The sequence below is a fragment of the Pseudomonas sp. FEN genome (assembly GCF_904067045.1).
Classification (GTDB): Bacteria; Pseudomonadota; Gammaproteobacteria; order Pseudomonadales; family Pseudomonadaceae; genus Aquipseudomonas.
Genome location: NZ_CAJFDC010000016.1, coordinates 116,672 through 136,347 on the forward strand (window position 1 = coordinate 116,672; position 19,676 = coordinate 136,347).

General features: G+C 62.7%; 18 protein-coding genes and 1 pseudogene. 9 read left to right on the top strand and 10 right to left on the bottom strand.

Going from position 1 to position 19,676, the window contains the following annotated elements; translation table 11 throughout:
- Positions 1 to 20: 20 nt before the first annotated feature.
- Positions 21 to 1,511: a xylulokinase gene (gene xylB / locus PFEN_RS19395; protein ID WP_191488421.1), complete on the top strand. Its 1,491-nt coding sequence runs from the start codon at positions 21 to 23 to the stop codon at positions 1,509 to 1,511.
- A gap of 6 nt (positions 1,512 to 1,517) precedes the next feature.
- Complete coding sequence (locus PFEN_RS19400; protein ID WP_191488422.1) at positions 1,518 to 2,453, top strand: carbohydrate kinase family protein; 936 nt, start codon at positions 1,518 to 1,520, stop codon at positions 2,451 to 2,453.
- Positions 2,454 to 2,593: 140 nt separating this feature from the next.
- Here PFEN_RS19400 and PFEN_RS19405 read toward each other — a convergent pair whose 3' ends face one another.
- Positions 2,594 to 3,763 carry a PilT/PilU family type 4a pilus ATPase gene (locus PFEN_RS19405; protein ID WP_191488423.1) on the bottom strand — a complete coding sequence of 390 codons (1,170 nt, stop codon included), beginning with the start codon at positions 3,761 to 3,763 and terminating at the stop codon, positions 2,594 to 2,596.
- Between the two features lie 171 nt (positions 3,764 to 3,934).
- Between PFEN_RS19405 and PFEN_RS19410 the strand changes: the two are divergent.
- Both PFEN_RS19410 and PFEN_RS19415 read left to right on the top strand, forming a co-directional pair.
- Positions 3,935 to 5,545, top strand: a pseudogene (locus tag PFEN_RS19410) (ATP-binding protein); the annotation flags it as partial.
- A gap of 57 nt (positions 5,546 to 5,602) precedes the next feature.
- Positions 5,603 to 5,878 carry a peptidylprolyl isomerase gene (locus tag PFEN_RS19415; protein ID WP_008369722.1) on the top strand — a complete coding sequence of 92 codons (276 nt, stop codon included), beginning with the start codon at positions 5,603 to 5,605 and terminating at the stop codon, positions 5,876 to 5,878.
- 170 nt (positions 5,879 to 6,048) lie between these two features.
- Here PFEN_RS19415 and PFEN_RS19420 read toward each other — a convergent pair whose 3' ends face one another.
- From PFEN_RS19420 to PFEN_RS19455, 8 genes are all read right to left on the bottom strand, one after another.
- A complete protein-coding gene (locus PFEN_RS19420; protein WP_191488424.1) occupies positions 6,049 to 6,975 on the bottom strand; it encodes a sugar kinase in 927 nt (308 codons plus the stop codon).
- A gap of 133 nt (positions 6,976 to 7,108) precedes the next feature.
- Positions 7,109 to 8,326 carry an amino acid deaminase gene (locus PFEN_RS19425; RefSeq protein ID WP_191488425.1) on the bottom strand — a complete coding sequence of 406 codons (1,218 nt, stop codon included), beginning with the start codon at positions 8,324 to 8,326 and terminating at the stop codon, positions 7,109 to 7,111.
- A gap of 37 nt (positions 8,327 to 8,363) precedes the next feature.
- Entirely contained in the window at positions 8,364 to 9,128 is a 765-nt protein-coding gene (locus PFEN_RS19430) for an IclR family transcriptional regulator (RefSeq protein ID WP_191488426.1), read from the bottom strand.
- Between the two features lie 209 nt (positions 9,129 to 9,337).
- The gene (locus PFEN_RS19435) at positions 9,338 to 9,724 is read right to left on the bottom strand and encodes a RidA family protein (protein ID WP_191488427.1); all 387 of its coding nucleotides are present in this window, start codon (positions 9,722 to 9,724) and stop codon (positions 9,338 to 9,340) included.
- 21 nt (positions 9,725 to 9,745) lie between these two features.
- Positions 9,746 to 10,522, bottom strand: coding sequence for an amino acid ABC transporter ATP-binding protein (locus PFEN_RS19440; protein ID WP_191488428.1), 777 nt, complete (start codon positions 10,520 to 10,522; stop codon positions 9,746 to 9,748).
- Positions 10,519 to 11,181: an amino acid ABC transporter permease gene (locus tag PFEN_RS19445; RefSeq protein ID WP_191488429.1), complete on the bottom strand. Its 663-nt coding sequence runs from the start codon at positions 11,179 to 11,181 to the stop codon at positions 10,519 to 10,521. Before PFEN_RS19445 ends, PFEN_RS19440 begins: the two co-directional genes overlap by 4 nt.
- Before the next feature lie 9 nt (positions 11,182 to 11,190).
- Positions 11,191 to 11,853 carry an amino acid ABC transporter permease gene (locus PFEN_RS19450; protein WP_191488430.1) on the bottom strand — a complete coding sequence of 221 codons (663 nt, stop codon included), beginning with the start codon at positions 11,851 to 11,853 and terminating at the stop codon, positions 11,191 to 11,193.
- A 53-nt stretch (positions 11,854 to 11,906) separates the two neighbouring features.
- Positions 11,907 to 12,749, bottom strand: coding sequence for a transporter substrate-binding domain-containing protein (locus PFEN_RS19455; RefSeq protein ID WP_191488431.1), 843 nt, complete (start codon positions 12,747 to 12,749; stop codon positions 11,907 to 11,909).
- Between the two features lie 429 nt (positions 12,750 to 13,178).
- Here PFEN_RS19455 and PFEN_RS19460 point away from each other — a divergent pair, with 429 nt between their 5' ends.
- The 5 genes from PFEN_RS19460 (at position 13,179) to efeO (PFEN_RS19480) (ending at position 18,057) form a co-directional block, all read left to right on the top strand.
- Positions 13,179 to 13,445: a DUF2790 domain-containing protein gene (locus tag PFEN_RS19460; protein ID WP_191488432.1), complete on the top strand. Its 267-nt coding sequence runs from the start codon at positions 13,179 to 13,181 to the stop codon at positions 13,443 to 13,445.
- Between the two features lie 381 nt (positions 13,446 to 13,826).
- Positions 13,827 to 14,669: an iron uptake transporter permease EfeU gene (gene efeU, locus PFEN_RS19465; RefSeq protein WP_191488433.1), complete on the top strand. Its 843-nt coding sequence runs from the start codon at positions 13,827 to 13,829 to the stop codon at positions 14,667 to 14,669.
- A gap of 8 nt (positions 14,670 to 14,677) precedes the next feature.
- On the top strand, positions 14,678 to 15,871 hold the full coding sequence (efeO, locus tag PFEN_RS19470; protein ID WP_191488434.1) for an iron uptake system protein EfeO: 1,194 nt from the start codon (positions 14,678 to 14,680) through the stop codon (positions 15,869 to 15,871).
- Between the two features lie 19 nt (positions 15,872 to 15,890).
- Positions 15,891 to 17,207, top strand: coding sequence for an iron uptake transporter deferrochelatase/peroxidase subunit (gene efeB / locus PFEN_RS19475; protein ID WP_191488435.1), 1,317 nt, complete (start codon positions 15,891 to 15,893; stop codon positions 17,205 to 17,207).
- Positions 17,208 to 17,232: 25 nt separating this feature from the next.
- Positions 17,233 to 18,057: an iron uptake system protein EfeO gene (gene efeO / locus PFEN_RS19480; protein WP_191488436.1), complete on the top strand. Its 825-nt coding sequence runs from the start codon at positions 17,233 to 17,235 to the stop codon at positions 18,055 to 18,057.
- A gap of 165 nt (positions 18,058 to 18,222) precedes the next feature.
- Here efeO (PFEN_RS19480) and pssA read toward each other — a convergent pair whose 3' ends face one another.
- Entirely contained in the window at positions 18,223 to 19,566 is a 1,344-nt protein-coding gene (gene pssA / locus PFEN_RS19485; protein ID WP_191488437.1) for a CDP-diacylglycerol--serine O-phosphatidyltransferase, read from the bottom strand.
- Positions 19,567 to 19,676 lie beyond the last annotated feature (110 nt).

Below are 19,676 nucleotides of genomic sequence, written 5' to 3' on the forward strand. Positions count from 1 at the left end.
TTCCAACTACGGGCACCGTCATGAATCAGAAACTCTATCTCGGTATCGACTGCGGCACCCAGGGCACCAAGGCCATCGTCCTCGACAGCGTCAGCGGGCGGGTCCTGGGCCAGGGCGCGGCGGCGCATACGATGATCAGCGGCGCCAACGGTCGTCGCGAGCAGGACACCAGCCAATGGCTGGACGCCGCCGTCCAGTCCACCCGACAAGCGCTGGCGGCGGCGGCTGTCGACGGCCAGGCAATCCTCGCCATCGGCGTCTCCGGCCAGCAGCATGGCCTGGTCCTGCTCGATGAACGGGGCGAAGTCCTGCGCCCGGCGAAGCTCTGGTGCGATACCGAAACCACCCCGCAAAACCAGCGCCTGCTGGAACACCTGGGAGGCGAACCGGGTTCGCTCGAACGCCTCGGCCTGGTGATCGCGCCCGGTTATACGGTGTCCAAGTTGCTGTGGACCCGGGAGCAGCACCCCGAACTGTTCGCTCGTATCGCGCATATCCTGCTGCCCCACGACTACCTCAACTACTGGCTGACCGGTCGTAGCCGCGCGGAATATGGCGATGCCTCCGGCAGCGGCTATTTCGATGTGCGCCAGCGCTGCTGGGACCTGCAACTGCTACGCGATATCGATCCCAGCGGGCGTCTGCAAGCCGCCTTGCCGGAGCTGATCGAAGCCCACCAGCCGGTGGGCCGGGTGCTTCCCGAGATCGCCGGGTTGCTGGGCATAAACCCGAACGCCCTGGTTTCCAGTGGTGGCGGCGACAACATGATGGGCGCCATCGGCACCGGCAATATCCAGGCCGGGATCATCACCATGAGCCTGGGTTCGTCCGGTACGGTCTATGCCTATGCCGACCAGCCACTGCTCAGCCCGCATGCCTCGGTCGCGGCTTTTTGCTCTTCCAGCGGCGGTTGGCTGCCGCTGATCTGCACGATGAACCTGACCAACGCCACCGGTGCGGTGCGCGAGCTGTTCGATCTCGGGCTCGATGACTTCAACGCCCGGGTCGAACAAGCGCCGATCGGTGCCGACGGGGTCAGCATGCTGCCCTTTCTCAACGGCGAACGGGTGCCCGCCCTGCCCCAGACCACTGGCAGTCTGTCGGGCCTGACCCTGACCAATCTGACCCAGGCCAACCTGTGCCGTGCCGCGGTCGAGGGCACCACCTTCGGCTTGCGCTATGGCCTCGACCTGCTGCGCGCGGCCGGTCTGCGGAGCCACGCCATCCGCTTGACCGGGGGCGGTTCGAAAAGCCCGATATGGCGGCAGATGGTCGCCGATATCATGGACACCCCGGTGGTCTGCACCCGGCAAAGCGAAGCCGCGGCCCTCGGCGCCGCGATCCAGGCCGCCTGGTGCGAGTCCGCCGGAACGCAAAGTCTGGCCGACTTGTGCGAACGTTGCGTCAGCCTGGATGCGGCGAGCGAAACCCGGCCGCTGGCGGCCAACGTCGCCGCCTACCAACCCGTTTATCAACGCTACCGTCAACAGGTAGCAGCCCTTCAAGAGTGAGTTCACATGTATCTGGTCTGTGGTGAGGCGCTGTTCGATTTTTTTAGTGATGATGCAAGTGGGCAAACTTCGACGGTGAATTTCAAGGCGATTGCCGGGGGTTCGCCGTTCAACGTCGCAGTCGGCCTGAGTCGCCTGGGTATCGACACGGCGCTGTTTGCCGGGCTGTCCACCGACTATCTCGGGCGTCGTTTGCGGCGGGTCCTGCAGGAAGAAGGTGTTCGTATGGATTACCTGCTGGACTTCGATGCGCCCACCACCCTGGCGATGGTCGCCGTGGGCGCCGATGGCTCGCCCCATTACAGTTTTCGCGGTGAAGGCTGCGCCGACCGCCAGTTGCTGGCGGGCCATCTGCCCAAACTCGGCGACGAGGTCCGCGGCCTGCATATCGGCTCGTTCTCGCTGGTGGTGCAGCCGATTGCCGACACCCTGCTGACCCTGGTGCGACGGGAAAGCGGCCGGCGGCTGATCACGCTCGACCCCAATGTGCGGCTCAACCCGGAGCCCAACATCGAATTATGGCGCCAACGCATTGCGGCCCTGGCCAAACATGCCGACATGATCAAGGTCAGCGATGAGGACCTGGGCCTGCTCTACCCTGGCCGCGATCCCCAGAGCATCGCGCAGGAATGGCTGGCCCAACGCTGCCAACTGGTGTTCCTGACCCGTGGCACCCAGGGTGCCAGCGTCTATAGCCGCCAACATGGCCACTGGTCGGTGCCGGCCCGCGAAGTCGTCACCGCCGATACCGTCGGTGCCGGCGATACCTTCCAGGCCGCGTTGATCGCCTGGTTGAGCGAACAGCAACTGGACTCGGTGGCGGGACTGCAACGCCTGGACAAGGCGCAGATCGAGGCGATGCTCGACTTCGCCGTCAGCGCCGCCGCGATTACCTGCGGCCGGACCGGGCCGGACCTGCCCTATCGCCATCAGGTGTCGTGAGCACGAAGCCGCGTGGCCGCCTTCGAACGTCGACATTGACACCGCGGGGAGTGACGCCGCCGGCACCGCTCTCGACGGCAAACGGTTGGCGCGGGGAGCGCTCCGGCCTTGCACCGCGCGCAAGGCCGGTCGACGTCGGATCAGCCTTGCGGTGAGTTGCCGTCGTCCACCAAGCCCCAATCCTTGGCGTCCAACTCCTTCGCCGCGATCGGCGGCGCGGGAGGCGTCTTTTGCACGCTAAGGGCGGCGGTATCCTGGTGCAGCTTCAGGCGCAGGCGCAGGTTATTCACCGAGTCGGCGTTCTTCAGCGCCTCTTCTTCGTCGATCGCGCCCTCCACCACCAGTTCGAACAGGGCCGTATCGAAGGTGCGCATGCCGATGAGCTCGGACTTTTCCATGATGCCCTTGAGCTCGGAAAACTCATTGCGCTTGATAAAGTCACGTACCGTCGGCGTGCCCAGCATCACCTCCACCGCTGCCCGGCGCTTGCCATCCAGGGTATTGACCAGGCGCTGTGAAACGAACGCTTTGAGGTTGTTGCCCAGGTCGTTGAGCAACTGCGGCCGGCGGTCTTCCGGGAAGAAGTTGATGATACGGTCCAGCGCCTGGTTGGCATTGTTGGCGTGCAAGGTAGAGATCGCCAGGTGCCCGGTATCGGCGAACGCCAGGGCGTGCTCCATGGTTTCGCGGTCACGGATCTCACCGATCAGGATCACGTCCGGCGCCTGGCGCAGGGTATTTTTCAGCGCCGCGTGGAAACTGCGGGTGTCGACCCCGACTTCACGCTGGTTGATGATCGACTTCTTGTGCCGGTGGATATACTCCACCGGGTCTTCGATCGTGATGATATGGCCGCTGCTATGGCGGTTGCGGTAGTCGATCAGCGCCGCCAGCGAAGTCGACTTGCCTGAACCGGTGGCGCCGACGAACAGCACCAGGCCACGCTTTTCCATGATGGTTTCGAGCAGGATCGGCGGCAGCTTGAGGTCTTCGAAACGAGGGATTTCCAACTTGATATTGCGCGCCACGATGGATACTTCGTTGCGTTGCTTGAAGATATTGATGCGGAACCGCCCGACACCGGGCAAGGACAACGCCAGGTTCATTTCCAGTTCCCGTTCGAACTGCAGGCGTTGTTCGGAGTCCATGATACCTTCGGCAATGGCTGCCACCTCTCCGAGCTTCAGCGACTCACCGCCCAACGGCTTGAGCACGCCATTGAATTTGGCGCAGGGCGGCGCACCGGTGGACAGGTACAGGTCCGAACCGTCCTGGGCCGCCAGGGTTTTCAGCAACGCGTGGATATCCATGGCAAAGGTGTCCGCAATACAGTCAAAAAGAGGTTGAGCGATTAAGCTTGTGTCATATCAATGTGTCGAATTTCTACAGCTTGTCGGGATAATAAGCTGCGGCGCAACTCAAAGCTTCACCTTCAAGGCAGGTTTATGAATGGATCTCTCGGCGGAAACACCGCCACCCGACTGGGCACCTGGGACTGGGACATCGACCAGGACCTGTTTGTCGCCGACGCCCACTTCGCCCAATTGCACGGTGTCGACCCGGCGCGGGCCAGCCAGACCCCCATCAGCGTCTACCTGGACAGCGTGTACCCCGAAGACCGTGCCCTGGTGGCCCAAGGTATCAAGCAGTGCCTGGAGCAACACACCGAGCACGCCGAAGAATACCGGGTATTGCAGGCCGACGGCCAGGTGCGTTGGGTTTTCGCTCGTGGCCGCTGCCACCTCGGGCCCGATGGCCGGGCGCGGCGCTTTGTCGGCGCGGCCCTGGATATCACCGAACACAAACGCACCGAAGAGGCCCTGCGCAATCTCAACGAGACCCTGGAGGAGCGTGTCGCCCAGCGGACCCGGGCGCTGGCCGAGGCCAATCAGCGCCTGCAGAACGAGATGGTCGAACGCGAACGCGCCGAAGAAGCCCTGCGCCATGCGCAGAAAATGGAAGCCGTGGGACAACTGACCGGCGGCATTGCCCATGATTTCAATAACATGCTAACCGGCATCATCGGCAGCCTGGACCTGATGCAACGTTATATTGCCGCCGGACGCAGCGACGAAATCGGTCGTTTTGCCGACGCCGCCGTGACTTCGGCGCAGCGGGCCGCGGCCCTCACCCACCGCCTGCTGGCGTTTTCCCGGCGACAATCGCTGGACCGCAAGCGTATCGACCCCAACCAGTTGGTGCAGTCGCTGGAAGATCTGTTCAGCCGCACCACCGGTGCTCATATCAGCCTGAAGGTCGAGTTGGGCCGGGACGTGTGGCCGGTCAACAGCGACACCGGGCAACTGGAAAGCGCGCTGCTCAACCTGGTGATCAACGCCCGCGACGCCATGTCCGACGGCGGCGAACTGCGCATCGAAACCGCCAATTGCTACCTCGACGGCGGCGACCTCCGCACCCTGGAGCCGGTCAAGGCCGGCGACTATGTGATGATCGGCGTCAGCGACAACGGTACCGGCATGAGCCCGTTGATCCTGGCCAAGGCCTTCGACCCGTTCTTCACCACCAAGCCCATCGGCCAGGGCACCGGCCTCGGCTTGTCGATGATCTACGGCTTTGTCCAGCAGTCCGGCGGACATGTCACCCTGGAAAGCGAACCGGGTCGAGGCACCTGTGTACGCTTGTACCTGCCGCGCTATCACGCGCCGCAAGCCGAAGCGCCGCGACCCTCCCGGCAACCCGCGGAGTCGCCGCTGGCGGCCATCGACGAGTCAGTGATGGTGGTGGAGGATGACCCGGCGGTACGCATGCTGGTGCTCAACGTCCTCGACGAACTGGGTTATACCGTGCACCCGGCGGCGGATGCACGGACGGCCCTGCCGTTGTTGGAGTCGAGCCTGCGGATCGACCTGCTGGTCACCGATGTCGGCCTGCCGGGGATGAATGGCCGGCAACTGGCCGAAGTCGCCCGGCAGCATCGTCCGGGACTCAGGGTGTTGTTCATGACCGGTTATGCCGAGAAGGCCGCCGAACGCCAGGGTTTCCTGGAGCCGGGCATGGACCTGATCACCAAGCCCTTTACCCTCGACGCCCTGGCGAACCGGGTACGCGACATGATCGGGCAGGCGCCTTGACCTTCAGGCATAATGCCGCGCCCGTCACATGCGCCAACGCTCCAAGGTAACGAATTGATGAAAGCCCAAGCCCGCCACATCCTGGTCAAGACCGCCGAGGAAGCCGAACAACTCAAGCAACGCATCGCCAAGGGTGAAGCTTTCGATGTGTTGGCCAAGAAATTTTCCACCTGCCCGTCCGGCAAGCGCGGCGGCGACCTGGGGGAGGTTCGCCCGGGGCAGATGGTCGGTGCCATCGACCAGGTGATTTTCAAGAAGCCGCTGCGCACCGTGCACGGGCCGATCAAGAGCAAGTTCGGTTATCACCTGGTGCAGGTTTTTTACCGCGATTGAGGCCGCTATCACTTGTGGCGAGCGGGCTTGTCGGGACGCTGCTCCGGGGCGCGAAGCGGCCCTCAAATCGGTGACCGCGGTGTCTCAGGTGAAACGAAGTAGCTGATTTAGCGACTGCTTCGCAGCCGAGCGCGGGCAAGCCCGCTCGCCACAGGTTCAGGCTTGGACCGTCAACTGCGCGGAATCAAGGCCCCACGCACCTGAATCACTCGACTCGCCAGCGCATGCCCGGCCAGGGCGGCCTGCCGCGGATCGCCGCCGGTCAAGCGGCTGGCCAGATACGCGGCACTGAACGAGTCCCCCGCCGCCGTGGTATCCACCACCGTCTCGACCTTGCGCGCCGGCACCTCGAACGCCTCGCCCGCGCAGCGAATCAAGCAACTTTCGGCGCCGCGCTTGACGACCACTTCCGGCGTGCCGATGTTCTCGTAGGCGCTGAACAGCGCCTCGCTATCGGCATAATCAAACAGCGCCTGTTCATCTTCCAGGGTCAAAAGAGCTGTGTCGACATAGGGTAACACCGACCGATAAGCGATCCGCGCCTGCTCGACATCGGTCCACAGACGCGCTCGGTAGTTATTGTCGAACACCACCCGGGTGTCGCCCTGGCGGGCCAGTTCAAGCACACCGATCAGCTTCTCGCGCCCGCTTTCACCGAGCACCGCCAAGGTGATACCACTGAAATACAACACGTCGTAGTCCGGCAGGGCGGCCAGCACCGGGGCCGCGGTGGGTGCGGTAAAGCAGTCGCGCACGGCCGCTTCGTTGCGCCAGTAGAGGAAGCGGCGCTCGCCCTTGGCGTCGGTCTGGATGCAGTACAAGCCGGGCAAACGCCCCGGCAGGCGCTGGACCAGCTCCAGGCCGATGCCCTCCTCGCGCCAGATCCGGCACATGCCGTCGCTGAAGCTGTCATCGCCCAGGGCGGTGACATAGTCCACCGAGGCTCGCTCGCCCAGTTCGCGGGACAGGTAGACGGCAGTGTTCAGGGTGTCGCCACCAAAGCTCTGGTGCAGGCTGCCGTCGGCGTGTTGTTGCAGTTCGATCATGCATTCGCCGATCAGGGCGATGCGTGGTGGGGGCAGGTTCCGGGGGTTCATTCAGAGAGTCTCGTGGTGTCTGTCAGGACGCCATCGCGAGCAAGCTTGCTCCTACAAGGACCGGGTCGTACCTGAATCTCGGGTACGGCCTGAACCTGTAGGAGCGGGGCTTGCCCGCGAAAGCGGTATCCGCTTAGAAACAGGTCTCGAAGGTCTCGATCACCCTCATCTGCTCATCAACAATGCAGCCGACCCGCCATTTGTCGAAGGTCAGGCACGGATGCGAGGTACCAAACGCCACGATATCCCCGACCCGCAGCTCGCAGCCCGGCGCCAGGGTCATGAATGCATGCTGGTCCATTACCGCCGTCACCTTGCAAGCACCGATATCCTCGCCCACCGCCGGCATGACCCCGGCCTTGTAGCGCCGCAATGGTACCGGCAGCCCCGCATCGAAGGCCACGTCGCGCTTGCCCAGGGCGATCACCGCGAACCCTAGCTCCGGCATCGACTGCACATGGGCCCAGACCTCCAGCGCCGGACGCAAGCCTTCGCCGAGGTCACCCCGGCGATGCAGCACACAGCACTGCGCGTCCTTGTAGATGCCATGGTCGTGGGCGACATAACTGCCCGGGCGCAACACACTGAGAAAGCGCCCGTCGGCATCCTGGGCCTCGAACTCTTCGGCAATCAGGTCGTACCAGGCCGAGCCCGAGGCGGTAATGATCGGCTTGCCGATGTCAAAGGCGCCACTGTTGTGCAGCTCCACCGCCAGTCGCACCAGCGAGCCAGCAAAGGCACGTATCCCGCTCTCGGCCTGGTCGCCGTGAATCACCCCTTCATAACCTTCAATACCCGTCAGCGCCAGCGCCGGCTGGGCCTTGATCGCCCGGGCCAGGTCCAGCACTTCCCGCTCGCTGCGGCAACCGCAACGCCCGCCGACCACGCCATACTCGATCATCACGTTCAAACGCAGGCCGCGCTCGGCGAAAAAGGCCCCCAGGGCCGCGACGTTGTCCGGGTGATCGACCATGCAGTGAAACTCGAACCGCGGATCGGCCAGCAACCCGGCGATCAGCGCCATGTTCGGCGCGCCCACCAGTTGGTTGGCCATCAGTACCCGACGCGCACCCGCCGCGTAGGCAGCCCGGGTCTGCACGGCGGTCGCCAGGGTCATCCCCCAAGCCCCGGCGGCCAGCTGCCGACGAAACAGCGCCGGGACCATGCTGGTCTTGCCATGAGGCGCCAGTTCGGCGCCGCTACGGCTGACGAAGTCCTGCATCCAACGGATATTGTGCTCCAGGGCGTCACGGTGGAGCACCAGGGCCGGCAAGCTGACGTCGCTCACCAGTTGCGCGCCGACGCTGGCGGCGCCTTTTTCCACGGCGGCGAAGTTCACGGCAGTAGACATTTCAAACTCCTTATCGGCGGCGCCCTTGGCAGCCGCGCTAGTCGTTGATGCGACGGGCCAGGTTGTTCGCGCTCTCGATCAGGACCCGGCGATAGTCGTTGTAGTTGCTCTTGGCATCGGCCCGTGGGGCGACAATGCACAAGGTGGCGATACAGATGCCACGCTCGTCCTTGACCGGCGCGGCGAAACAATGGGTAAAGGTGTCGGCGACGCTGTCGAAGGAAAAGAACCCGTCGAGCCCGGCCTGGCGAATTTCCTTGAGGAAGACCGCCAACGGCAGGCGCTGACCGTCCGGCAGGATGAAGTCATCGGGGTCGATCAGATCGATGATTGCCTGGTCGCTCAGATGCGCCAACAACAGGCGACCGGAAGCCGTCCAGGGAATCGGCGCGTTTTCACCGATGTCCGAGGAAATCCGGAAATGCCGCTCCCCTTCCTTCATCAGCGCCACGGTGTACTTGCGCCCGTTGAGCAGGCACATCTGCGCGGTTTCCCGGGTCTGGCTGACGATCTCCTGCAAGGCGTGGTCGGCTTCGCGGCTCAGGTCGAAGTGACGCAGGTGCGCCTGGCCGAGAAAATACAGCTGACGGCCCAGGTAGACATGGCCTTCCTTGCCGACCGACTCGAGAATGCGCCGCTCGAGCAAGGACGCCACCAGCTCGTAGACCGTCGATTTCGGGCTGCCGATCCCGCTGGCGATATCGTTGGGACGCAGCGGCTGGCCGACTTCCTTGAGGTAATCGAGGATATCGAACGCCCGGTCCAGTCCTTTTGCCCGACGCTTGATGGTGTCTTCGGTCATTGTCAGTGCCATCCCATTGGAAAAATTGCCGGGGAGTGTACCCAGAGTCCTGCGGCGACTGTTAGATCGCTTTCGCGGCGGTGCGGCGTCCCGACAAGCTCCGCTCCCACAGGTTTTGTGCTGATCACACTGTCCGGTTCGACACCGACACGGTGGGAGCGGAGCTTGTCGGATCGCCGCACCGCCGCGAACAGGCCATCAGGGTTTCATCACTTCTTCTTGTACGCGATGCAATCGATCTCGACCTTGCAGTCAACCATCATGTTCGCCTGCACGCAGGCCCGCGCCGGTGCGTGCTCGGGCGCGAAGTACTCGGAAAACACCTTGTTGAAACTCCAGAAATCCCGCGGGTCTTCCAGCCAGACACCAGCGCGCACCACATCCTCCAGGCCATAACCGGCCTCTTCGAGAATCGCGATCAGGTTCTTCATGGTCTGGTGCGTCTGCTCGACAATGCCGCCAACGATGATCTCGCCATTCAGCGCCGGCACCTGGCCGGACACATGCAACCAACCATCGGCTTCGACGGCGCGGGCGAAAGGACGCGGCTGACCGCCACCCGCGGTACTGCCGGTGCCATAACGAGTAATGCTCATACTGTTCTCCTTGAATGAAAATTAAAAACGGGTGTTCTTGAGAAATTCCGCCAGACGCGGCGACTGCGGACGCTCGAACAGTTCTTTGGGTGGTCCCTGTTCTTCGATACGCCCCTGGTTCATGAACACGATCTTGTCCGAGACTTCAAAGGCAAAGCGCATCTCGTGGGTGACCAGCAACATGGTCATGCCCTCTTCGGCCAGGCCCTTGATCACCGCCAGCACTTCCCCCACCAGCTCCGGGTCGAGGGCCGAGGTCACTTCGTCGAACAGCATCAGGCTCGGGTTCATCGCAATGGCCCGGGCAATCGCGACCCGTTGCTGCTGGCCGCCGGACAACTGCCCGGGAAAGTGATTGCGCCGCTCCAGCAGGCCGACCCGCTCCAGCCATTTCTCCGCCAGTGCCACGGCCTGGTCCTTGGGCAGTTTCTTGACCTTGAGCAGACCCAGGGTGACGTTCTGCAGGGCCGTGAGGTGCGGAAACAGGTTGAACTGCTGGAACGCCATGCCGGTCATGGCCCGATGCTGGGCGATGACTTTTTCCGGATGACGCACGCGCTTGCCGTTCACTTCGCGGTAGCCGATGGACTCGCCGTCCAGGGTGATCTGCCCGCCCTGGAACTCTTCCAGCAGGTTCACGCAGCGCAGCAGCGTGGTCTTGCCCGAGCCGCTGGAGCCGATCAGCGTGACCACGTTGCCGCGCTGCATGTCCAGATCGACGCCCTTGAGCACTTCGAGCTTGCCGTATTGTTTGTGCAGCCCGCGAATGCTGAGCAGCGCTTGGGAATCAGTCGTCATGGCAAGGCCACCCGCTTTTCGATATGCCGACCGAGCAACTCGATCGAGTAGTTGATGATGAAGAACAGGAAACCGGCGAACAGGTAGAACTCCAGGGTCATGAACGTCCGGGCGATCACCTGCTGGGTGCTGAGCAGCAGCTCGGCGACCCCGATCACCGAAAGCAGGGTCGAAGCCTTGACGATCTCGGTGGACGAATTGACCCAGGTCGGCAGGATCTGCCGCAGCGCCTGGGGCAGCAGCACGTAACCGAGGGCCTGGTGGAAGGTCAGGCCGATGGCCTTGCTGGCCTCCATCTGGCCACGGGGGATGGCTTGCAGCGCGCCACGCACGATCTCCGCCACATGGGAGCCACAGAACAGCGTCAAGCCCAGGACGCCAGCCTGGAAGGCGCTGATCTGCCAACCCAGGGCCGGAGCCATGTAGAAGCAGGCCAGTACCAGGACGAAGACCGGCGTGCCGCGGATCAGGTCGACATACAGGCGAAACGGCGCGCGCATCCAGAACTTGCCGTAAGTCAGCACCAATCCGGCGACAATGCCGATCAGGGTGCCGCAGACAATCGCCAGGGCCGAACAGGCGACGCTGGTCTGGAAGCCCGCCCAGAGGGTTTCCCGGGCGATCCACAACTCATGCCACCAACTTTGCGCTTCGTACATGAGTGCCTCCTATCGGCGAATCGCCAGACGCTGCTCGAGGTGACGCAGCATCAGGGCAATGAGGTAACAGGCGGCCACATAGAGCGCCGTGGTGACCATCCAGGTTTCGATCACCCGATAGCTTTCAACGTTGATCTTGCGGGCGTGATAGGTCAGCTCCGGCACGGCGATGGCCGCCGCCAGCGAGGTGTCCTTGAACAGGGAAATGAAATTGTTCGACAACGCCGGCAGCACGTTGCGCAGCATCACCGGCACCGTGACATAGGCGCGCACCTGCCATTCACCGAGGCCGATGGCCAACCCGGCTTCGCGCAGGCCCTTGGGAATGCTCAGCAGGCCGGCACGGAACACCTCGGTCAGATACGCCCCGGCGTACAGCGACAGCGTGACAATAAACGAGGGAATCTTGTCCAGCCGGATCCCCAAGCCCGGCATGGCAAAGTAGATCAACAGGATCAACACCAGGATCGGCGTGTTGCGGATCACCGTCACATACACCGAGGCCAACGCCCGCAATGCGCGATGCTTGCTGAGCAAGGCAAACGCCATCATCAGGCCGATCACACAGCCGATGGCGATCGACACCAGGGCAAGTTCCAGGCCCAGGCCGAGTCCCGCCAGCAAGGTGTCGAAATCGCGCCAGACGGCGGCAAAGTTCAACTGATAGTTCATGGTTCGCGGTACCTTCGACGGGGCGCCGTAGTCGACGCCCCGCCCTTAACGGATCACTTGAATTCGACAGGGAAACCGATTTCTGGCGAAGGAAGATCGACACCGAACCATTTCTTGAAGGACGCCGCGTAGGTTGGGAACTCGACACCGGTCATGGCTTCATGCAGCGTGGTGTTGACGAAGTTCAGCCAGTCCTGGTCGCCGCGCTTGACCGCGCAGGCATAGGTCTGCGGGCTCCAGGCAAAGGCCGGGCTGCGGTACATGCCGGGTTTCTGCACCATCAGGTACTTGACCGAAGACTGATCAGTGGCGGCGGCATCGGCGCGGCCGGTGCTCATCGCCTGGTACATCAGGTCGACGCTATCGTATTGATCGACCTTGGCCTTGGGCAGCGCCTGGTGCACCAGTTCCTCGGCATAGACGTTCTGCAGCACGGCGACGGTGACGCCGTCACCGGCGGCGCGCAGGCTGTCGATTTCCTTGTATTTGCTATTGGCCGGCAACAGCAACGCGACGCCCTCGCGGTAGTACGGCAGGGTGAAGGCGACTTGCTGGGCGCGGCTGGCGGTGACGGTGATGAACTGGCAGCTGATGTCGACCTTGTCGGTCAGCAGGTTGGGAATCCGCGCATCGGAAGACTGCACCACGTACTCGACCTTGCTCGGGTCGTTGAACAGGCCCTTGGCGATCATGCCGCCGATATCGATATCGAACCCCTGCAACTTGCCGTCCGCGCCCTGGAAGTGCCACGGCGCGTTGGTGCTGCCAGTGCCGACGATCAGGTGACCGCGCTTGAGCACGCTATCGAGCTTGCTGTCGGCTGCTTGCGCAGCGACTGCCGCCGAAGCCGCAAGGAGAAAGACACAGGCTTTAAACAAGGAAAGTCCACGCTGCATGACGTTGCACTCCGATGATGTGTATTCCGCTATAGCGGAACTTGGTATGTAACAACGGAATAGACAGCAGAAAGTATGCCATCGAATTCGGCTCGATGGCTCCCGCGTTTGAAATTTATTTAAAATCAATGGGATAGATTTTTTCGAGCGTTCGATGTCGCCAGAGATAGCACCGCCGGGTGCTACGGAAGGCTACGCAGGAATGGGTGTGAAGGCCCCAAAGGGGTGCGGGGGTGGGTGGTTTCGGGGCAGTTTTCCAGCTATTCCATTAGCAAGCTAATAAAAGTCCTACACTTAATTCAGGATTAATCCTGCACACGGAAAGTGAAATCGACCGCGTTCGCGCAGATTTCCCCTGACGCCCTCCGCGGCACGTCCAACGCCAGCATGGCGCTGGATGGAACCTCAAGTCTGCTTCGGAGAAACACCATGAAGCTACGTACCCTGCTGGTGACGGGTGCCCTCGCTCTCTCGGCCTTTGCCGGCCTGGCCCAGGCCGACAACACCGGCACCACCCAAGCCGTGCCTTATCATTACGGCATGCCCTTGCACGTCGCCAAGGTCATCTCGATGACCGAGCCACCGAGCCAGGAATGCAAAGTCATCACGGCCGACATGAAGTTCATCGATACCGCCGGCAAGCCCGAGGAGATCAGCTATCTCAAACTGTCGGACGCCTGCAATTTCAATAACTGATTCCGCCTGTGCAGGCGCTCTTGAGGACGTCAAAAGCTTCGCGGGCAGGCCCTGCTCCTACAGTGCGACGTCGAATACGAATCTTGTGTCCGACATCAGCCTGTAGGAGCAGGGCTTGCTCGCGAACCGCTGCAAGCGGCCTTCCAGCATAGATTTCGGCGCCATGAAATCGCTTTCGCAGACAAGCCCGCCGGATCGCGTCGATTCCTGCCCCGACATAGGGCACCTTCGCCGCACGGCAATTGCTGGCTGCAAACACAGTATTCCCTCCTCTGCCCCGCTCATTCAGCCACCGTTCAGCAATTAGCAATCAAACCTGTTTAGTAATGAGTATCATTATGTTACAAATTAGCATCCTCTCTAACATGGGTGCGTCACCGAATGCTGGTTCCCTTCCTGATCATGCTGCGCGAAGGCATTGAAGCCGCGCTTATCGTTGGCATCATCGCCAGCTACCTCAAGCAGACCGGACGCGGCCAGTGGATGCCCGCCGTGTGGATCGGCGTGTTCCTCGCCGCCGCCCTCGCCCTGCTGGTCGGTGGAGGCCTGGAGCTGATGAGTGCCGAATTCCCGCAAAAGCAGCAGGAACTCTTCGAAGGCATTGTCGGACTGGTCGCCGTCGGCATCCTCAGTTCGATGGTGTTCTGGATGCGCAAGGTCGCCCGCTCCATCAAGCACACATTGCATGAATCCCTCGACCAGGCGCTCGCCGGTTCCAGGCACCAGGTCTGGGCGTTGATCGCCATGGTGTTCTTCGCCGTGGCTCGCGAAGGCCTGGAAACCGTGTTCTTCCTGCTGGCGGTGTTCCAACAGAGCGAAGGGCCGGGTGCGCCCGTCGGCGCCCTGCTCGGCCTGGCCCTGGCGATCTTCGCCGGTTTCGCCATCTACAGCGGCAGCATGCGCTTGAACCTGGGCCGGTTCTTCCGCTGGACCGGTCTGTTCATCCTGGTGGTCGCCGCCGGCATCCTCGCCAACTCGGTGCAAGCCCTGCATGAGGCCGGCCTGTGGAACCACCTGCAGAGCGTGGTCTTCGACATCAGCGCCATGCTGCCGATGGACGGCCCGGCGGGCTCGGTACTGGCCGGTATGTTCGGTTACCAGGACGCGCCAACGGTCAGCGTTCTGGGCGCCTACCTGCTCTACCTGGCGTTCACCCTGCTGCTGTTCTTCATCCCGGTCGCGCCCCCCGCGCCCAAGCACACCTCTTCAGTTCCCAATCAGTAAGGTTACCCATGTCCAACCCTGCAACTGGCAAACCGCCCCAGGCCCTGCGCTGGGCGGTAGCCGGCTCGGTGATCGTGATGATCGCGGCCGGTGGACTGTTCTATTACGCCTCGCAATTGGCCGCGAGCAAACGTCAGGCCCTTCACAACGAAATCACCGTGACCATCCAGGCCCACGGCTGTGAGCCGAACGCCCTGACGGTGCCGGCCGGGCAGAACAGCTTCCGCATCCTCAATGGTTCGCAACGCGCGGTCGAGTGGGAAATCCTCGATGGCGTACTGGTGGTCGAGGAACGCGAGAATATCGCCCCGGGCCTGAGCCAGGTGATCAATGCCAACCTGATGCCCGGTGACTACAGCATTACCTGCGGGCTGTTGAGCAATCCGCGTGGCACCCTGCACGTGACGCCTACGGCGGCTTCCACGGCCGCGGCCAAGGCACGCCCGTCGATGACGGCCTTCATCGGCCCACTGTCGGAGTTCCGGGTGTACTTGAGTCGCCAGGGCAGCGCACTGATCGAGGCGGTCGATGCGCTGGAACAGGCCATCGCCGCCGGCGACCTGAGCCAGGCCCAGGCCCTCTATGCGCCGGCCCGTGCCGCTTATCAGCGCCTGGCTCCGGCCGCGCAGCGTTTCGCCGAGTTGGACAACGCGATCAACGCCCGCGCCGACTATTACGAACAACGCGAACAGGACCCGGGCTTCGGCGGCTTCCACCGCCTCGAATATGGCCTGTTCCAGCAGCGCGACCTCGACGGCCTGGTGCCAGTTGCCCAGCACCTGCAAGCCGATGTCGCCAGCCTCAAGCAGCAACTGCTGGCCCAGTCGCTGTCACCGGAACAACTGGTCAGCGGCGTCATCCGCAACCTGCACGGCATGGCCGATCCTCGTGCCGGCAGTGGCGAGGAAGAACGCTACAGCCACGTCGACCTGGGCGGCTTCGCCGCCAATCTGCAAGCCGTGCGCAAGGTGATCGAGCTGTTGCGCCCCCTGCTTGCCAGGTCGTCCGGCGACCTGCTGATGAAAATCGACAGCGCCGCCGCGGCTCTCGACGCCCAGTTCAACGGCCTGCGCGCTGCCGAAGGTTATGTCAGCTACGACACCGTCGCTGCCGCGCGGCGCCAACAAATCAGCGACAAGGCCAAGGCTCTGGCCGATGCACTCGATGGAATCGATCCCGCCCTCGGCCTTTCCGGCCTGTAACCAAGCAGACGATACGAATATGAGCGATTCAGAACACAGCAACGCCGAATTTTCCGCCCAACGCCGTCGCGTCCTGCTGGGCATGGGCGTGGCCGGCGCCGCCCTGGCCGGTAGCGCCTTGAGCTGCCCGGCCATGGCCGCCAACCAGGTCCAGGCCCAGGTGACCGAAGCCCCGAGCAGTGACAAGACCCAGGACCGTCACGATTTCCACGGCAAGCACCAGACCGGGATCGTCACCCCACGTCCGGCCGCCGGCATGATCGTCTCCTTCGACGTCCTGGCCAGCGACCGCGACGAGCTCGAACGCCTGTTCCGTACCCTGAACAAGCGCATCGCCTTCCTCATGAGCGGCGGCGCGGTGAAACAGGTTGATGAAAAACTACCGCCCCTGGACTCCGGGATTCTCGGCCCGGTGGTCACCCCGGACAACCTGACCATCACCGTCGCGGTGGGTGAGTCGCTGTTCGACGAACGCTATGGCCTGGCCGCGGTCAAGCCCAAGCAACTGATCCGCATGGTCGGCTTCCCCAACGACGCCCTGCAAGCGGAGTTGTGTCACGGTGACCTGAGCCTGCAGTTCTGCTCCAACACCCCGGACACCAACATCCACGCCCTGCGCGACATCGTCAAGAACACCCCGGACCTGCTGCTGGTGCGTTGGAAACAGGAAGGCACGGTACCGGCCCAGGCACCACTCAAGGCCGGCGAACCGGCCCAGAGCGCACGCAACTTCCTCGGCTTTCGCGACGGTTCGGCCAACCCGGACTCCAACGATGCCAGCACCATGGAGCGCATTGTCTGGGTCCAGCCCGGCGCCAACGAACCGGCCTGGGCAGTGGCCGGCAGCTATCAGGCGGTGCGGATCATCCGCAACCTGGTGGAACGCTGGGACCGTACCCCCCTGCAGGAACAACAAAGCATCATCGGCCGGGTCAAGAGCAGCGGCGCGCCCATGGATGGCCAAAAGGAAACCCAGGTTCCCGATTACACCAAGGACCCGCAAGGCAAGCTGACCAAGCTTGATGCCCATATCCGCCTGGCCAACCCGCGCACCGCCGAAACCCAGCGCAACCTGATCCTGCGTCGCCCGTTCAACTACTCCAACGGTGTGAGCAAGAACGGCCAACTGGAAATGGGCCTGCTGTTCATCTGCTATCAGTCGGACCTCTCGCAAGGCTTCATCGCCGTACAAACCCGGCTCAATGGCGAGCCCCTGGAGGAATACCTCAAGCCTATCGGCGGCGGCTATTTCTTCACCTTGCCCGGGGTCACGGGCGATCAGGACTTCATCGGTCGCTCACTGCTTTCAGCGGCAAAACAAAAAACCACTGCTTGACCCTTAACTCACCAGGAAACGTCCCATGAAGAAGTCGCCTCTTGCTTTGTTGTTGGCCCTTGGCCTGTTCCATACACCGCTTTCGGCTTTCGCGGCCACCGCGCCGCTGGATCTGGTGGGACCGGTGTCCGACTACAAGATCTATGTGAGCGAAGAACTCGATGAACTGGCGAGCAAGACCCAGCAGTTCACCGACGCGGTTAAGAAAGGCGACCTGGCCACCGCCAAGAAGCTCTACGCGCCGACTCGCGTGCACTACGAGAAGATCGAGCCGATCGCCGAGCTGTTCAACGACCTGGACGGCGCCATCGACTCCCGCGTCAACGACCATGAAAAAGGCGTGAAGGCTGAAGACTTCACCGGTTTCCACCGCATCGAATACAGCCTGTTCTCGGAAAACAGCACCGATGGCCTGGGTGAACTGGCCGACGGCCTGAACAAGGACGTCAAGGACCTGCAAGCCCGCGTGGCCGGCTTGACCTTCCCGCCAGAGAAAGTGGTGGGGGGTGCCGCCGCGCTGCTGGAAGAAGTGGCCGCGACCAAGATCTCCGGCGAGGAAGACCGCTACAGCCACACCGACTTGTATGACTTCCAGGGCAACATCGACGGTGCAAAGAAGATCGTCGACCTGTTCCGTCCGCAGATCGAGAAGCAGGACAAGGCTTTCGCCGCCAAGGTGGACAAGAACTTCGCCGCCGTGGACAAGATCCTGGCCAAGTACAAGACCAAGGATGGCGGTTTTGAAACCTATGACAAGGTCAAGGACGCCGACCGCAAGGCGCTGGTGGGGCCGGTCACGACCCTGGCCGAAGACCTCTCGACGCTGCGTGGCAAGCTGGGCCTGAACTGAGGCCGGTATTCATCCCGGGGGATTGATTTCGCCTGGGATGGCCCCATCGCCAGCAAGCTGGCTCCAATGGTTCGGTTGAACTCGGCTATCGCGAACGACCCAATACTGTAGGAGCGAGCTTGCTCGCGATGAACGATAACGCGGTACCCCTGCCGTCCTCCCGCCTTACAACATCCGATACAACAACCGCTCGATCCTTACCCGACTGACCCGCCGCAGGAACTTGCCCACCGCTTCCGGGTAGTCGACCAGGGTTTCCAGGCTCTTGAAGCTGTCGACCCGCCGGGTGTTTTCCATGATCGACGCCAACTCCTTCGCCCGCGCCTCCAGCAGCTCGCGACGCGGATCGTCGATCAGCAAGGCATTTTCCAGATCGAGCCGGAACGCTCGCGGGTTGAGGTTGTTCCCCGTCAGCAAGGTATAGCGCTCGTCGATCCACATGCCCTTGAGGTGATAGGTGTTGTCGCCGTCACGCCACAGGTGCAGGTTCAACTGCCCGCTGTCGATCACCGCCTGGTGACGCTTGGCGAAGCGCCGCAGGCTGATCTCATAGAGATACGGCAAGGCGGCGATCACCTTGAACGGTTGGCTCGGCGGGATATAGAAGTCGTTGGCGGTCTTGTCGCCAACGATGATATCGATCTTCACCCCACGCTCCAGGGCCCGGTTGATTTCCCGGGTCACCGCCAGCGGCAGGTTGAAATACGGCGTGCAGATGGTCAGTTGCTGTTGGCTGGAGGCGATCAGCTCGCAGACCAGGCGGTTCAGCGGATTGTTCTTGCCCAGCCCCACCAGTGGACTGACCGACAGACCGAAAGTCGGCTCGCTGCCGGCCGTGGTGTCATAGCCGGCCTTCTTCAGTCGGCTGCGCAAATCGCCGATGTCGCCACGCAGGCTGCGGGTCGTCGGCAGTTCCGGCACGTCGAGACGGCGTACCGCGCGGGAGGCCAGCAACTCGTTGCGCACCAGCCCCTGCATCGAGTCGGCCAGGGCCGCGTTGTGCAGCAGGTGGTAACGGTCGAAACGATACTTGTCGAACTTGTGCAGGTAGACGTTGTTCAAGCTCGCGCCGCTGTAGATCACGCAATCGTCGATCACGAAACCCTTGAGGTGCAACACGCCGAACAGCTCGCGGGTCTGTACCGGCACTCCGTAGATCGGTACTTCAGTGCCGTGGTCGCGGGTTTGCGCCTGATACCAGGCACTGTTGCCCGGCTGCTTGCCGGCGCCGATCAGGCCACGTTGGGCCCGCAGCCAGTCCACCACGACGATGATATCCAGCTCCGGACGGGCTGCTTTGGCCGCGTGCAGGGCATCGAGGATTTCCTGACCGGCTTCGTCTTCCTGCAGGTACAACGCCACCAGCGTGATGCGTCGCCGGGCAGTGGCGATCTTCTCCAGCAGGCAGCGCCGGAACTCGGTGGCCGAAGGCAGGATGGTCAAGTCCTCGGCAGCCAGCGGGAAGCCGCGCAGTTTGGGCAACAGAGAGCGTTTGAAGAGCGAAGGCATAGGGCTCGCTAGGGTCGAATGCGAAAGATCCGCAAGTCTACACCATGCGCTGCTCTTGGATCTGCCTTCGAACAGGCTTTGCCAACAACCCGCACCGCGGCCCTGGAAGG